Source organism: Brevibacterium ravenspurgense (assembly GCF_001584615.1).
Taxonomy (GTDB): domain Bacteria; phylum Actinomycetota; class Actinomycetes; order Actinomycetales; family Brevibacteriaceae; genus Brevibacterium; species Brevibacterium ravenspurgense.
Map to the genome: position 1 here is coordinate 1 of NZ_LQQC01000004.1, position 14,445 is coordinate 14,445.

A 14,445-nucleotide genomic window follows, 5' to 3' on the forward strand; every position below is an offset into this window, starting at 1 on the left:
GAAACGCCCGGTCCCCATTCCGAACCCGGAAGCTAAGCCTGACAGCGCTGATGGTACTGCACACATGTGTGGGAGAGTAAGACACTGCCGCAATCACCCATAACGAAGGCCCTGACAGGTCGCCCCCAAGGGTTGAGCATTGATTTGCTCCCCGGGGCACCTGCAGGGCCTTCACCCATTTGTGGCCCCTTCGACGCGTTCGCAGACGAAGTGGTTGGTGGCGATCTGACTTATAGACGTGTCACACAGAAGAACGAGGGTGGCAGCTCGACGAGCTGCCACCCTCTTCGTGTCTTCTATTGTGCCCTTAGCGCGTTTTGGGATTCGTCTTCTTGTTTACGAGTGGGGTTGAGGCTGTAATGGCCTCGTCATCGTGACCGATTCCTAGCCTGCGTCCACTGGTCTCTGGCATCAGACTTGTAGCGATGACTGCCCCGACTGCTATCACGGTCAGATAAATTGCTGGAGATATCGGGTTGTCGGTGGCATCAATCAGCCATGTTGCTGCGAATGGAGCTGTTCCACCGAAGATGGCGTAGCTGACGTTGTAGGTAATACCTGATGCGGTGTATCGCACCTTGGTGGGGAAGACTTCAGTCAGCAGCACAGCTGTGACAACGTTTGCCGTCACCGTGCCGAACATGATCATGATTTGGCCTGTCAGGGCGCCTGCAAAGCTGCCGTTGGACGCAACTAAGTACCCAGGTACTGCGGTTAGACCGAGCAGGATGGCAGAGAGGAACATTGTGCGGCGACGGCCAATCTTGTCGCACACCTTTCCCAGGAACGGGGCAATCACTGCTGCCAAGGTCAGGGCGAGCAGGTTTGAAAGCAGAACAGGAGTCGCTTCAAGTCCAACCACTTGACGCAGGAACGTGGTCATATATGTGGAGAAGATGTAGAACGACAAGGCTGTCAGTGAAATATATCCGGCGAGAATCATCATCTCGCGCCACTGCACCTTCAGAGTTTGGCGAATCGGTGCGTGTTCAGTTGCTTCCTGAGAATCCTTTATGTCTTGGAAGAGCGGGGACTCATTGAGATGACGGCGAATCCAGAAGGCAAGCAGCCCCAGCGGTGCCGCAATGAGGAACGGGATGCGCCAACCCCATTCATTCATTGCCTCTTGACCCAGCCCCGCGGATAATCCAAAGCTCAGAGCTGCTGCGGCAGCAAAGGCTGCGAAGGTAGCAGTCGGCATGGCTGATCCCCAACGAGCACGTTCGTTGGAGGGCGCATGCTCAATAACATAGGTGACAGCGCCAGCATATTCTCCACCTGCAGATAGTCCCTGCACACAGCGCGCAATCGTTAGGAGCACTGCCGCCCAGATACCGATTTGATCGTAGCCAGGAAGAATGCCGATGGCAGCAGTAGAACCGGACATGAGCAACACGGTGATTACCAGTACGCGTTTACGTCCAAGGCGGTCCCCCAGCATCCCGAACAACGCCCCACCAAGGGGTCGTAGTGCGAACGCAACGGCAAAAACAGCGAAGGTTTGCAGCAATCCGCTGACTGCTGAATCAGATTTGAAAAAAGTAGTGGCAATGGTACTTGCCATAAACCCGTAGACCGCGAAGTCGAACCACTCCACAACGGTGCCTGCGAAGCCAGCGAAGGTGACCTTACGCAGATTGGCCCGATCAATGGGGGCTTGGGTTTCCGGGTCGTTATTGGTGTATGGACGCTTTGAAACCGGAGGCGGCTGTGAAGGTGTAGTCATTAGTCTGCCTTTGACGAAGCGAGTGGGAAACGCCTCAGTGGAAGTTGCTGCAAGTGCGGAACCACGGTGGGTTTGGAGAGGCAAAGGGCGGCCTACCTGTTTGAGGGAATAAGAAAGATAGGCCGCCCTGAGCGGTAAGTGGAGTGTTTGTCAGCCTTTGGCGAATTCGGCTGCTGGTGCGTGTTGTTCGACGACTTGAGCTGCTGGGGTTGGGACGGTGTCTTCGAAGTTCGGCAAGTTGTTCAGGTAGTCAACAACGGTCGAGAGGTTTTCGACGTCTCCGAACTTGTTGTCGATATCGAATAGGTTCCAGGCAACGGTGCCGGCCACCCGGTCGCCGACTGCTTCGCGGACCACGACCGGGCGGAAGCCTTCAGCCATGGCATCTTCTACCGTGTTGCGTACACACGCTGAAGCGGTCACGCCGGTAACGATCAGGGTATCGATGCGGTTGGCAGTCAGGAACTGGTTCAGGTAGGTGCCAGGAAAGGCAGAGGCTCGCTTCTTGGTGATGACCAGCTCGCCGTCTTGTGGCGCGATGCGTGAATCGATATCAGCTGCACCGGTGGATGCGTCCAAGGTTTCCAGTGGGATCTTTTGGGACCACAATCCCATGTCCGAAGGCAAGGATGTGTCCAGCACTTCGTAGGTGGTGGTGATGAAGATGACCGGCACCCCTTTGGCCCGAGCTGCGGCGTTCAGATCCTGACAAGCCGGAATGATGGTATCCATGTTCCGACAGGTGAATGCGTGATCTGGGCGGGTCCAAGCGTTAGCCATATCGATATGGATCACCGCTGGGCGGGTGCCGAAACCAACCCGGCGTTTGAAACCACGACGCTTCATCTCTTCGGCACCCTGGTTGAAGGCCCGGTCCAGCATTTCCTCGAGCTGACGCTCGGTGTCCTTGTAGCTTGAGTCTGACTTGTAAATCTCATCCACCATGATGAGCTCCTCCAGTTAGATGTGACCTGCGCAACAGTCGGTTGCTGTATGAACATGCTAGTTGCGCCTGTAGCATCACACAAGGGTTTAGAAAGCTGTTGCAGTAACCGATTGCCTACTTGAAACGTAAATAGTGAGCTTGTTCCGGGCTCATGGAGAAGCCGACGTAGGCTTCAGGAAAGAAAATACTTTGAGAAAGGGTGCGCATGGCAGCAAGCTCAACCCCCACCTCGCGTCAAGGCGCTCCGGCAGCTCTGCTTAATGGGTTGGCAATTCTGGAGAGTTTCTCTTCGGTGGCTCCGTCGCTGACTGTCACGCAGATCGCTGCGAATGTCGGATTGCACAAGTCAACGGTTTCGCGAGTATTGCAGGGCATGGCGGAAGCCGGCTACGTTCTTCGCGATCCAGGCACTGGTAAGTATCAACTTGGTTTGCGTGTTCTTCGCCTGGCTGCGCCCTTGTTGGCTGATCTGGATGCTCGTGTCGCCGCCCGACCGTATCTGGAGCACTTGTCAACCGAGACTCAAGAGACCGCCGCACTTACCTTGTGGAACGGGAAGAATGCGGTTGTTGTAGACCAGGTGGCTAGTCCCCACCAGGTTAAACACACCGCGAGCGTTGGTACGCAATATGACCGGTGGCAATCCTCCTCAGTGCGCGTGGTGCTTGCTCATTTGCCGAAGGAAGAGGTTATGCGCTTGCTTGAAAGCGGGGAGGTTCGGTTTTCAGATGGCAATCCGGACCGAGAGCAGGTTTCAGAGAAACTGCAGGCCATTATGGAGAAGGGCTACGCAATCAACTATGGTCAGACCACGCCAGAAGAATTTGGGATTGCTGCGCCAATTTATGATTTGCAGGGAAGTATTCTCGGTGGATTGGTGGTCTCCGCTCCGTTGTCCCGGGTTGAGCACCAAGGCAAGTCCGAGTTCATGATCCAAAAACTCAAGGAGGCGGCCGCAGCTGTGACGATGCGGCTTGGTAAACCTTCGGGGGTGGCCCTCACCTCAGCCTCTTGAGGATTGTATTCGCACTCAGTTCCGCTCAGTAAACGTCCCATAGGACCGATGAAAACGCTGCAGGGGAGTGCCTTCAGTGTTTCTCTCACCCTGATCGACAACCGGGCCGGACACCAGTGTGTGGGTCGTTATCTCCGTCCGCTGCGCAATGTCCACGGTGAAGTAGGCAAGGCAGTTGGCAATGACCACCCCGCCCAATTCGGTCGTCTCCGTGGGGATCTGTGACAACAGCCCGTAGATAGGCTGTCCCGGCGTTCCAAGCCACTCTGCAGTGTCCTGCTGGTCTGCAGACAGAACACTCAACGTATACCTGCTCGCGTTATCCAGCGCCTCCATCATCCGTGAACCCGAATAGACAGAAACCGCCATCGTCGGCGGATCCCACGACACACTCATATAGGAATCAACAGTGATCGCCGCGGTGTGCGAACCCTTCGCACAGGTGAGAACAGCAAGGCCCGTCGACATATATCCGGTCATACGGCGGTACTCATCAATGCCGACAAGATCACGTTGGGGTGTATCCATAGCCTTCAGTCTAGGCGGCTAGAATGCTGGCATGTCTGAAACGTTCTCGGCTCCCGGTGGCAGTGCCACCATCGAACGTCAGCAACAGGAGCAGCTGACCGAACCCGGCGACCACGAACGCTTTTCGCACTACGCCCCCAAAGCCAAGATCATGGAGGCAATGGTCACCGGAACACCCATCGTCGCCCTGTGCGGCAAGGTGTGGGTTCCCTCCCGTGACCCCCAGAAATTCCCCGTGTGCCCGGCCTGCCGAGAAATCTACGAATCCATGCCCGAAGGCCCCCAGGAGCCCGACGACCAGTGAACGCACCCGGAAGAGTTCCGGGCACCTCGGCAGCAGAACATCTGCCTCCGGCTTATCCCGAACGCGCAGCGTGGGGTACAGCCGGCAAGCTTCGTGCCTGGCAGGCTGAAGCCCTCGAACAGTACTTCACCACCGAACCGCGAGATTTCCTCGCCGTCGCAACACCAGGGGCAGGTAAAACCACCTTTGCACTGCGCCTGGCAGCCGAACTGCTGGCTCAGCGCAAAGTCGACCGCGTCACCGTCGTAGCCCCCACAGAGCACCTCAAAGTGCAGTGGGCCGATGCAGCCGGCCGTGTCGGCATCAAGCTCGATCCGCGCTTTAAGAACAGCGACGGTTCAACCGCCCCCGGCTTTCACGGTGTCGCAGTCACCTACGCGCAGGTGGCGGCAAAGCCCGTCCTGCACCACAACAGGACGGCCCGCGCACGCACCCTCGTGATCCTCGACGAGGTACACCACGCCGGCGACGCACTGTCCTGGGGTGACGCCATTCGCGAGGCCTTCAGTCCCGCCCGCAGGCGCCTGTCGCTGACCGGTACGCCCTTCCGCTCAGACACCGCTGCAATTCCGTTCGTCGTCTACGAACCCGATGACGAAGGCATCCGCACCTCGCAGGCCGACTACTCCTACGGCTATTCGCGGGCCCTGGAAGACGGCGTGGTCCGCCCGGTCATCTTCATGACCTATTCGGGCAACATGCGCTGGAAGACCAAAACCGGCGATGTCATGGAAACCCTCCTGGGAGCTGATGCGACAAAGGACGTTCACGCTCAAGCGTGGCGAACCGCGCTGGACCCCAAGGGCGAATGGATCCCCGCCGTCCTCAAAGCAGCCGACCTGCGACTGAGCGAAGTGCGGCGCACGGTCCCTGACGCCGGTGGTCTTGTCATCGCAACCGACCAGAGCACCGCCCGCGCCTACGCAAAACAGCTCAAGCAGATCACCGGCGAAGACGTCACCGTCGTCCTGTCCGACGAAGCCGGTGCCAGCGACCGTATCGATGAATTCCAAGAGTCCGACCGCCGGTGGATGGTTGCGGTGCGCATGGTGTCAGAAGGCGTCGACGTGCCGCGCCTGGCTGTGGGCGTCTACGCGACATCCTCGGCAACCCCGCTGTTCTTCGCACAGGCCATCGGCCGTTTTGTGCGCGCACGCAAACGCGGCGAAACAGCCTCCATCTTCCTGCCATCCGTGCCGATCCTGCTGGCACTGGCAAACTCACTGGAAGTCGAACGCGACCACGCGCTCGACATCAGACGCGAAGACGTCGAAGACGATGAGCACCTGCTCGACGACGAAGCGATGGAGCAGGCCAACAGGAACGAAAATGCGTCATCGTCGCTGGACGAAGGAGCCTACGAGGCTCTGGAATCACAGGCGTCATTCGACAAGGTGCTGTTCGACGGCGGCGAATTCGGTGCCGGAGGTGCCGTCGGCTCAGAGGACGAACTCGACTTCATCGGCCTGCCCGGTCTGCTCGAACCCGACCAGGTGGCCGAACTCCTGCGCGCCCGGCAGGCCGAACAGGTCAAACGGCGCGGCAGCAGCGGCCAGGCCGCCCCACCACAGCCGCAGGCGGAAGCAGCAGAGCTGCAGCACCGCGCACTGAAAGAAGACCGCAGCAAACTGCAGTCCATGGTCGGAGCGTGGGCCCGCCGCACAGGCAAACCGCACGGCTCCATTCACCTGGAACTGCGGCGTGCCTGTGGGGGACCGGCCGTTGCGCAGGCCAGCCGCGAACAGATCCTCGACCGCATCAACACCCTGCAGCGCTGGTTCGTCGGCAGAAAATAGTCGCCGCTGATTACCCGGGTCGCCGCTTAGGCGTCGTAGAAGATCGTGGGGATCGTCGGGTCGCCGTCCTGGAGGCGGCGAGCCGAACGCGGCAGCTCCGCCATCGCGGCCCGGTGCATTTCCTGAGCGCGGACAACCGCCTGGGGGCCTGTGAAGCTGTCGTCGATTTCCCCATCGACAACAAAGTCCACCTGCAGATCCCGCCCTTTGCCGACGCCGTCGGGCAGGTGGGGCACACCGATTGCCTCCTGCGTGGCGGTGCCCCCTGAGAGCACCCGTCTGGCGGTCTTGAGACCACCGTGCGAGCCCTTGCCGGCAGCCTTCTTCGCCACCGAGTGCCACGTGCCCTCGTCATCCTGCCGGGCCGTGAGCTTATAGACGAGGTTCGCGGACGGCGCACCAGATCCGGTCACCAGACGTGTGCCAACACCGTAGGAATCCACCGGGGCAGAAGCCAAGGACGCAATCGCGTACTCGTCGAGGTCGCTCGTCACCGTGATCGTCGTGTTGTGCGCTCCCAGCGCATCGAGTTTTTCGCGCACCTCGGTCGCCTGAATGCCCAAGTCGCCCGAATCCAAGCGCACACCGCCAAGATTCGGCCCGGCAATGCGGACTGCCGTTTCGAGTGCCGCGTCAACGTCATAGGTGTCCAACAGGACAGTCGTGTCAGCGCCGAGCGAATTGATCTGCGCACGGAAGGCATCTTCTTCCGTTGGGTGCAGAAGAGTGAAGGAATGTGCCGAGGTGCCAATCGTGCGCAGACCATACCGACGCCCCGCTTCGAGGTTCGACGTAGAAGAAAAACCGGCGACAACAGCCGCGCGGGCCGCGGCAACAGCGCTGCTTTCATTTGTGCGCCGCGAACCCATCTCCGCCAGCGGGCGGCCCAGAGCCACACCGCTCATGCGCGAAGCCGCGGCGGCGACAGCACTGTCGTAGTTGTACACCGACAGAGCGAGAGTCTCCAGAATGACGGCTTCGGCAAACGAGGCTTCGACAATGAGCAGAGGCGAACCGGGGAAATAGACATCGCCCTCCCGATAGCCGCGGATCGTTCCCGAGAACCGGTAATCCGCCAGCCAATCCAGAGCGTCCTCGGACACAACACCCGTGTCACGCAGGAAGCCGAGCTCAGCATCACCGAACCGGAAACGGCTCAACCCCTCCAGAAAGCGGCCGGTGCCGGCAACCACGCCGTAGCGGCGGCCCGCGGGAAGTCTGCGCCCGAACATCTCAAACAAACACGGAGTGTCCGCAGTGCCGGCATCCAAAGCCGCCTGCAGCATCGTCAGTTCGTAATGGTCGGTAAGAAGAGCGGTCGAAGGTCCGTCAGGCGTTGTGAGTTCACGCATACTCGCGAGCATATCGGACCACACAGCGGGTCTTTTGGCACTCCGTGCAATACAGTTGAGAGCTGTGAGCACCACCGCCATGCCCGTCGCAGAATCGGACGTCCTCGCCGACGTCCAGACCGATCCTGCTCTGCCGTGGGTGACGATCGTGTTCAACGACCCGGTCAACCTCATGTCCTACGTGACATACGTGTTCCGGTCCTACTTCGGTTACTCCCGCGAAAAAGCCGCCGAACTCATGCGGCAGGTCCACTGCGAAGGCAAAGCCATCGTGTCCCAGGGATCCCGCGAAGAAATGGAAAAAGACACGGCCGCCATGCACGGCTTCGGCCTGTGGGCCTCCTGCCGCCAGATGGACTCCGGGGGAGCGGCATGAAGATCTCGCCTGGAAACTCCGAATTCGCCCAACTGGAATTCGACGACACAGAAAAGGCGATCATCGCCCGTGTTGTCAGCGACACCATCACCCTGCTCGACAGCCGGTCCGACAGCGAAAGCGACGACCCGCTGGCAAAGATGGTCGGCATAGAGGACCGCGAACGCCCCACCGACCCAGCGCTTCTGCGGCTGCTGCCGGACGCCGACCCGGAAAACCCAGAAGCCTCCGCCGAATTCCGCCGCTACACCGAAAACGACATCCGCGAAGGCAAAATCGCGAACCTGCAGACCATCCTCTTCACCCTGGGCCGCACCAGCCCCGCCGACATCGGCCGCGACGAAGCGCACGCCTGGATGATTGGGCTCACCGACGTCCGCCTGGTCATCACCAGTCGGCTGGGCATCGTCACCGAAGACGACATGCAGCAGCTCTACGACAACGACGACAACCTGGACGACAACGAAGCCGCCCTGCTGTCCATCTACGACTTCCTGTCCTGGATGCAGGAGCGCTTCACAGAACTGTTCATGAATCAGCTGGACGGAGACGGCCGATGATGAAACTCACTGCGATCGGCACGTCAGGCTCCTACCCGGGACCCCACGCCGCCGCCAGCTGCTATCTGCTGCGGATCGAAGCCGAGCGGACGTGGAACATCGTGCTCGACCTGGGTTCGGGCGCACTGGGGCCGCTGCAGCGCTGGATCAACCACACCGACATCGACGCGGTGGTGCTCAGCCACCTGCACCCCGACCACTGCCTCGACGTCACCGGACTCTACGTCATGCACCGCTACGACCCGCGGTTCCTCGACGCCGGAGGCCCACCCAACCGCCTGGCGGTGTACGGTCCGGCCGGCACCCGCGAAAGGCTCACGGCAGCCCACCACACGGACCCCGGAGCAAGCCCCGTCCCAGCCGATTCCACCTCGGACGGTTTGGAGCAGGCATTCGAGTTCACCGACATGCGCGACGGCCAGCCGTTCACGGTCGGCCCCGTGACCATCACCCCGCACCTGGTGCACCACCCGGTCGAGGCCTACGCCGTGCGGATCGAATACAACGGTGCGGTGCTTGCCTACTCCGGTGACTCCGACGCCTGCGAGAACCTGACCACAGCCGCGCGTGAGGCCGACCTCTTCCTGTGCGAAGCCGCATTCGAAGACGGCCGCGACACAGTGCGCGGCATTCACCTCAACGGTGAACGAGCCGGCCGCACAGCACAGGAAGCCGGTGCGAAGCGGCTGGTCCTGACCCACATCGCCCCCTGGACCAATTCCGATACCGTCACCGCCGCGGCAGCACGCCGCTACAGCGGCACAATCGACCTTGCGGTACCCGACCGCACATGGGAAATCCGCGCGCAGCAGCCGTAAAAACCGGCAGATGCCAGCGCCGAACAACAACATTGAGGAGCAGTCATGACCCGCTTTGACGGCCGCACGGCCGATCAGCTTCGACCCGTTTCCTTCCAGCGCGGCTGGCTCGACCACGCCGAAGGCTCCGTGCTCGTGGAGTTCGGCAACACCCGCGTGCTGTGCGCCGCATCCCTGACCGAAGGCGTGCCCCGCTGGCTCAAAGGCGAGGGCACCGGCTGGGTCACCGGCGAATACGCCATGCTGCCGCGCGCAACCCACACCCGCTCAAGCCGCGAATCCGTCCGCGGCAAAGTCGGCGGCCGCACCCACGAAATCTCCCGCCTCATCGGCCGCAGCCTCCGGGCCGTTGTCGACACAGCACAGCTGGGCGAAAACACCATCCAGCTGGACTGCGACGTCCTCCAGGCCGACGGCGGCACTCGCACGGCAGCGATCACCGGGGCGTACCTCGCGCTGCACGACGCAATCGAAAAGGGCCGCGAACTCGGCTGGATCACCAAGAACGCCCAGGTGCTGAAAGACTCACTGGCGGCCGTCTCCGTCGGCATCGTCGACGGCACCCCGGTGCTCGACCTTCCCTACGAAGAGGACTCGAAGGCCGAAACCGACATGAACGTCGTCATGACCGGCTCCGGCAAGTTCATCGAAATCCAGGGAACCGCAGAAGGCGAGCCGTTCGATCGCACCGAACTGGGCACACTGCTCGACCTGGCTTCGACCGGCTGTGCCGAGCTGACCCGCCTGCAGAAAGAAGCCCTCGAAGCATGAGCGGCGGCGAAGGCAAACGCGCGGTCCTTGCCACCGGGAACGAAGGCAAGCGCGCTGAACTCGAAGCGATCCTGTCGCGCACCCTGCCGGGCATGACGGTTGTGACGTCATCGGCTCTGGGACTGGCCAACCCCGTGGAGGACGGCACGACGTTCGAAGAGAACGCCCTCATCAAAGCCCGCGCGGCCGCTGCTGAATCCGGCATGCCCGCCTTTGCGGACGATTCCGGCCTGACCGTCAGCATTCTGGGTGGATCACCGGGCATCTTCTCGGCCCGCTGGAGCGGTGCCCACGGCGATGACCTCGCCAACAACCGGCTGCTGCTGGCTCAGCTGGCCGACGTCAAGGACGCCGACCGAGGAGCCGCTTTTGTGTGTGCGGCAGCTTTTGTCGACACCGACGGAACCGAGATCGTCTGCCGAGGTGCCCTGCCGGGAACACTGGCCCGCGCACCTCGCGGTTCGGGCGGGTTCGGCTACGACCCCATCTTCATCCCGGAAGGTCAGGAACGGTCCCTGGCGGAGTACAGCCGGGAAGAGAAGAACGCGGTGTCTCACCGTGGTCGAGCATTCACTGAACTCGTCGAGAAGGTCCGCGCGCACATCGCAGGCTGACGCCGCAAACACAAGCGCGGCCGGTGCATGAGCACCGGCCGCGCGGGTTGTTACTGCCGCTCTGCGGGTCAGAGCGGGCGGGGGTTACCACCCGTAGATCTTAGTGATCTTGATGGAGTCGCCGTCGATTTCGAACTCGCCGGCAGCGATCACGGGTGCTGGGCTTGCCAGCTTCCATGCGTTCTTGCCGCGGCTCTTGGAGTCGGCCGTGAAGGTGGCTTCGCCCTTCTTGGTGGTGGTGAAGGTGCCCTTGCCGCTGCCTCCGTCAAGCTTTGCTGACACCTTCGGGTTCGTCACCTTCCACGACACAGTGTCCAGCTTGACGTCCTTTTCGGGCTTGATGCTGGTGTTCTGTGCTTTCTTCGGCAGCTTGATCGGGCCGCAGCCGTCCTTTTCGAACTCCTTGGCCTTCTTGCAGTCGTTGATGCGCTTATCGATTGCCTTCTGCACTTCTGTGCCGAGCGCCTTCGTGGGCTTGGGGTCGACCTTGAGCTCTGCGCCGCCGTCATCCCCGCCGAAGCCGACCGTGGCCTTTGCCGAAGTCGCTTCGATGAACTTCGAACCTTCCGTCGAGATTTCGTAGGTGCCGGGCAGCACCGCGTACTCGGTGTCGGGGTTCGACGCCGTGAAGTCCTCGCCGTTGATCTTGACGTTCGCTCCGGCCGGAGCGGTGATCTTCACGGTGCCAAGGTCGGGGGCGTTGAGCTTCCACTTGTCGAAGAAGAGCCCCTGCTTTCCGTCCTTGTGGCCGGTGAGCTTGATGTGCTTATTTTCTCCGCCCTGCTTGTAGCCGACGGTGATGTTGGCCTCGTCGCCGTTGCGCTCCGAAGCAGTCACCTGGGCGTCCGACAGAGTGTCAGCGGCGGCCTTTGCGTACTTAGGGTCGTCGATGAGGTCCGTGTAGGCCTCTTCGGGAACATCGAACGACGCGAAGGACCGCGCCTTTTCGAAGTCTCCTTCGTTGAGGGCTTCGACGAACTTTTCGGCGGTGGCATCCGGGCCGTACACGGTGCGGTTGATGACGAAGTGTGCGATGGCGCCGACAATCACCAGGATCAGCACGACGGACGCTGCGATCACAGGGACAAGCCACGCTGCCGTGTTGGACTTCTTCTTGGGGCGTTCGCGAACCGGGGAGGCCGCAACCGTGGTCCCGCCGGCACCCGCTGGGGTGCCCGCACCCGGTCCTGAAGCCGGGCCAGCGCCGGGGCCTGGGGGAGGTGCCGTGTTGCCAGCGCCCGCTGCTCCAGCGGCCGCGCCTGCACCGGCGGCAGCACCTGCACCAGCTGCTCCTGCCGCGGCACCCGCGCCGGGTCCGCTGGCCGGGCGCTGCTGGACGGGAGGCATGACCGCGGTGTTGTCACCGGCGGGGCCAGAGGGGGACGAGGTGGAGTGAGGGTCGTTCTGTCCCTGCGGCTGTCCGGGCTTCTGCCCGGGCTGCTGGCCAGGAGCCTGTGCCGGTCCCTGCGGGGCGGCGGGCGGAAGGACGGTGGTCTTTGCGTCTTCGCTGCCGCGGGGAGTTCCCATGGGCGGCTTTGAAGTGCCGGCTTCCGCAGGCTTCTGCGGGCCAGCCTGCTCTGGTTTCTTCTGCGCAGCTTCAGGTGCCGGCTTCTGCTCTGGTTTCTGCGCGGGCGAGCCACCGGGGAACGGTTTGAACGCCTGGGTGGGCTGGTCCTCACTCGGCACAGGGCCATCCGCGCGCTTCGGCGTGGGCGCGCTGCCGCCCGGCGCCTGCGCGGGAGTCTGCGGTCCAGAGCCGCTCTTAGAGCTGCTTGGAGGTGTCGGCTTTTCAGATGGCCGTCCGCTGCCGGTATTCGGCTCGGGAGACGACGAGCTGTTGCTGCCTTCTTCGGGCGTTGGCTTGCTCATTGCTTCCTTCTTCGCATTGACTGTGTGAGGCCTGCGCCTCAATCTATCAGCTGGGCCCAGTCTGCACGTTCTTTCCGCGTGGAAGCTGGGAACCGCGGCAAAGCTGGTGCAACATAGGACCAATGGACCCCTCGGCACACAGACTTCGCATCCCCCTCCTCGCAATTCGCTCGGCACTCCCGGCTGTCATCGTGGTGGGTGCCGTTGCGTTCCTGTCGGGTGCTGCCGCGTGGACGATAGCCGCCGCACATCTCATGCCCACTTCGGTCATCATCGTGTGGGCCATGCGCGGGCTCGCGGCAGCCGCAGGCCTTGCTGTGCCGCTGGGTTCGGCAGTGCTTTCGCTGCCGCCGACGCTAGCCAACCTCGCTCTGTTCTTTGCGATCTACTGGAGCGGTGCGCGTCTGCGCCGGATGCTGGAAGCCGAAGACGCTGAAGACGGCACAGAGGGCCGTGATCGTCTGCGCGCGCAGATCATCGGTGCTGCATCCGTTTTCGGAATCTTTGCGGTGCTGGTCATCATCGCCGCGATTATCGGGGGCGCCGCCGCGGACCTGAGGGGCATCCTCCGGGTCGTCGTGCTCGTGAGTGTTCCGGTTCTCGTGTCCCTGCGGCCGGCCGGTGAACTCATCAACCAGGCAGTCCGTGACTACATGGGCTCAGCTGCGCTGGAAGCCCTGCGCATGTCCCGCGGGCAGACCCTGCGGGTTTTCGCGGCACTGGCCATCAGCTCGAACGTTGTTCTTGCCGTCCTGATTACCATCCGCTTCAGCGAAGTGACAGCAGTTCTGGACGCCTACTCATCGCCGGCTGCTGCCGCCGTGGGACTGGGCGTGATCCAGCTGGCCTACGCACCGACCATCTGGGCGGCCGGGATTGCCTGGGTGTCCGGTGCCGGAGTCACTCTGGCCCGGGGTGTCGAACTGTCGGCATACCGAGGTGCCGAGGGCATTGTGCCCCCGTTCCCCATCGCGTACGTGTTCCCGCCTGATCCAAGCCCGTGGGCTGGTCTGCTCGTACTCATTCCGGTTGCCGCGGTAGCCGCCGCGGTCATCGGGCGCAGCGCGTGGCAGTCAGCCGCTCAGCTGTGGCCGGCCGTGTTCTCTTCCGTGCAGATCCTCATCGGATTTGCCGTTCTGTGCCTGTTCTTCTCCGGCGGCATCGGCGGGGGAGGGCTGAGTGAAGTCGGCGTGGACGTTGTGCCGATGATGTTCCTCGCCGGCCTGGGCACGTGCGCCGTTGTCTTTGCCGGTACGGGAATGGTGTGGCTGCGCGACCGCTACTCCGAAGCTGAGTGAAGTGCGCGTAGGAAATCAGTTCTGCGGAGCCAGGCCGGGCATGTCGATGCCCGTGAGCTTCTTGAATTTGTCGTTCAGCGCCGTGTTGTACTCCGAGGTGCACGAAGCTGAAGCCTGTTCGGTCAGTGCTGAGCTGACGCACTCCTGGTAATCCGCCTGCTCCGGGTAGGTGAGCAGGGTGCCGACAGTGCCCAGGCCCACGTAGCCGGACACGATGATGCTGATGACGCCCATGATGAACCACGACGCGGGGCGGTTCTCCCGGCTCGATGCGGCAAAGAAGCGGATGGCCACAACGACGGCGGCAACAGCGAGAACGCCGGCCGCCACCTTGATGGGAACACCGAGCATGGACACCAGGAGACCGCCGATGACGAGCATGCTGAGCGTCGTTCCAAGCTGGGCGGCGCGGCTGGGCTGCTCGGAATCCTTCTTCGGCTTCTGGGTATCTGCGTCGGGTTGAGTCACGCTG

General features: G+C 62.1%; 15 protein-coding genes and 1 rRNA gene. 10 read left to right on the plus strand and 6 right to left on the minus strand.

The window, feature by feature from the left end; translation table 11 throughout:
* Positions 1–93 (plus strand): 5S ribosomal RNA (rrf, locus tag Bravens_RS01305); the annotation flags it as partial.
* A 214-nt stretch (positions 94–307) separates the two neighbouring features.
* On the opposite strand, the gene Bravens_RS01310 is transcribed toward rrf, so the two are convergent.
* Positions 308–1,726: an MFS transporter gene (locus Bravens_RS01310; RefSeq protein WP_082790957.1), complete on the minus strand. Its 1,419-nt coding sequence runs from the start codon at positions 1,724–1,726 to the stop codon at positions 308–310.
* A 150-nt stretch (positions 1,727–1,876) separates the two neighbouring features.
* On the minus strand, positions 1,877–2,671 hold the full coding sequence (locus Bravens_RS01315) for an isochorismatase family protein (protein ID WP_062019611.1): 795 nt from the start codon (positions 2,669–2,671) through the stop codon (positions 1,877–1,879).
* A 206-nt stretch (positions 2,672–2,877) separates the two neighbouring features.
* Here Bravens_RS01315 and Bravens_RS01320 point away from each other — a divergent pair, with 206 nt between their 5' ends.
* On the plus strand, positions 2,878–3,687 hold the full coding sequence (locus Bravens_RS01320) for an IclR family transcriptional regulator (protein ID WP_062019613.1): 810 nt from the start codon (positions 2,878–2,880) through the stop codon (positions 3,685–3,687).
* Positions 3,688–3,702: 15 nt separating this feature from the next.
* Here Bravens_RS01320 and Bravens_RS01325 read toward each other — a convergent pair whose 3' ends face one another.
* Positions 3,703–4,215 carry a flavin reductase family protein gene (locus Bravens_RS01325; protein ID WP_062019615.1) on the minus strand — a complete coding sequence of 171 codons (513 nt, stop codon included), beginning with the start codon at positions 4,213–4,215 and terminating at the stop codon, positions 3,703–3,705.
* A gap of 31 nt (positions 4,216–4,246) precedes the next feature.
* Here Bravens_RS01325 and Bravens_RS01330 point away from each other — a divergent pair, with 31 nt between their 5' ends.
* On the plus strand, positions 4,247–4,519 hold the full coding sequence (locus Bravens_RS01330; RefSeq protein ID WP_061943832.1) for a DUF3039 domain-containing protein: 273 nt from the start codon (positions 4,247–4,249) through the stop codon (positions 4,517–4,519).
* Positions 4,516–6,315: a DEAD/DEAH box helicase gene (locus Bravens_RS01335; RefSeq protein WP_062019617.1), complete on the plus strand. Its 1,800-nt coding sequence runs from the start codon at positions 4,516–4,518 to the stop codon at positions 6,313–6,315. The genes Bravens_RS01330 and Bravens_RS01335 overlap by 4 nt, the downstream gene beginning before the upstream one ends.
* Positions 6,316–6,341: 26 nt before the next feature.
* On the opposite strand, the gene Bravens_RS01340 is transcribed toward Bravens_RS01335, so the two are convergent.
* Entirely contained in the window at positions 6,342–7,667 is a 1,326-nt protein-coding gene (locus Bravens_RS01340; RefSeq protein ID WP_062019619.1) for a nicotinate phosphoribosyltransferase, read from the minus strand.
* 79 nt (positions 7,668–7,746) lie between these two features.
* Here Bravens_RS01340 and clpS point away from each other — a divergent pair, with 79 nt between their 5' ends.
* From clpS to rdgB, 5 genes are read left to right on the plus strand one after another with little or no spacing between them, the layout of a single operon-like run.
* On the plus strand, positions 7,747–8,043 hold the full coding sequence (clpS, locus tag Bravens_RS01345) for an ATP-dependent Clp protease adapter ClpS (protein WP_062019850.1): 297 nt from the start codon (positions 7,747–7,749) through the stop codon (positions 8,041–8,043).
* Complete coding sequence (locus Bravens_RS01350; protein WP_062019620.1) at positions 8,040–8,603, plus strand: DUF2017 domain-containing protein; 564 nt, start codon at positions 8,040–8,042, stop codon at positions 8,601–8,603. The genes clpS and Bravens_RS01350 overlap by 4 nt, the downstream gene beginning before the upstream one ends.
* Positions 8,600–9,421 (plus strand): MBL fold metallo-hydrolase, encoded by an 822-nt coding sequence (locus Bravens_RS01355; protein ID WP_082790958.1) that lies wholly within the window; start codon positions 8,600–8,602, stop codon positions 9,419–9,421. The genes Bravens_RS01350 and Bravens_RS01355 overlap by 4 nt, the downstream gene beginning before the upstream one ends.
* 45 nt (positions 9,422–9,466) lie before the next feature.
* The gene (gene rph / locus Bravens_RS01360) at positions 9,467–10,192 is read left to right on the plus strand and encodes a ribonuclease PH (protein WP_062019622.1); all 726 of its coding nucleotides are present in this window, start codon (positions 9,467–9,469) and stop codon (positions 10,190–10,192) included.
* A complete protein-coding gene (gene rdgB / locus Bravens_RS01365) occupies positions 10,189–10,806 on the plus strand; it encodes an RdgB/HAM1 family non-canonical purine NTP pyrophosphatase (RefSeq protein WP_062019624.1) in 618 nt (205 codons plus the stop codon). Before rph ends, rdgB begins: the two co-directional genes overlap by 4 nt.
* Before the next feature lie 84 nt (positions 10,807–10,890).
* Here the strand turns inward: rdgB and Bravens_RS10595 are convergent, their stop codons facing one another.
* The gene (locus tag Bravens_RS10595) at positions 10,891–12,675 is read right to left on the minus strand and encodes a zinc ribbon domain-containing protein (RefSeq protein ID WP_167346379.1); all 1,785 of its coding nucleotides are present in this window, start codon (positions 12,673–12,675) and stop codon (positions 10,891–10,893) included.
* 122 nt (positions 12,676–12,797) lie between these two features.
* Between Bravens_RS10595 and Bravens_RS01375 the strand changes: the two genes are divergently transcribed.
* Positions 12,798–13,973, plus strand: a complete 1,176-nt coding sequence (locus tag Bravens_RS01375; protein ID WP_062019628.1) for a cell division protein PerM — start codon at positions 12,798–12,800, stop codon at positions 13,971–13,973.
* Positions 13,974–13,988: 15 nt separating this feature from the next.
* Here the strand turns inward: Bravens_RS01375 and Bravens_RS01380 are convergent, their stop codons facing one another.
* A complete protein-coding gene (locus tag Bravens_RS01380) occupies positions 13,989–14,441 on the minus strand; it encodes a hypothetical protein (protein WP_062019630.1) in 453 nt (150 codons plus the stop codon).
* Positions 14,442–14,445 lie beyond the last annotated feature (4 nt).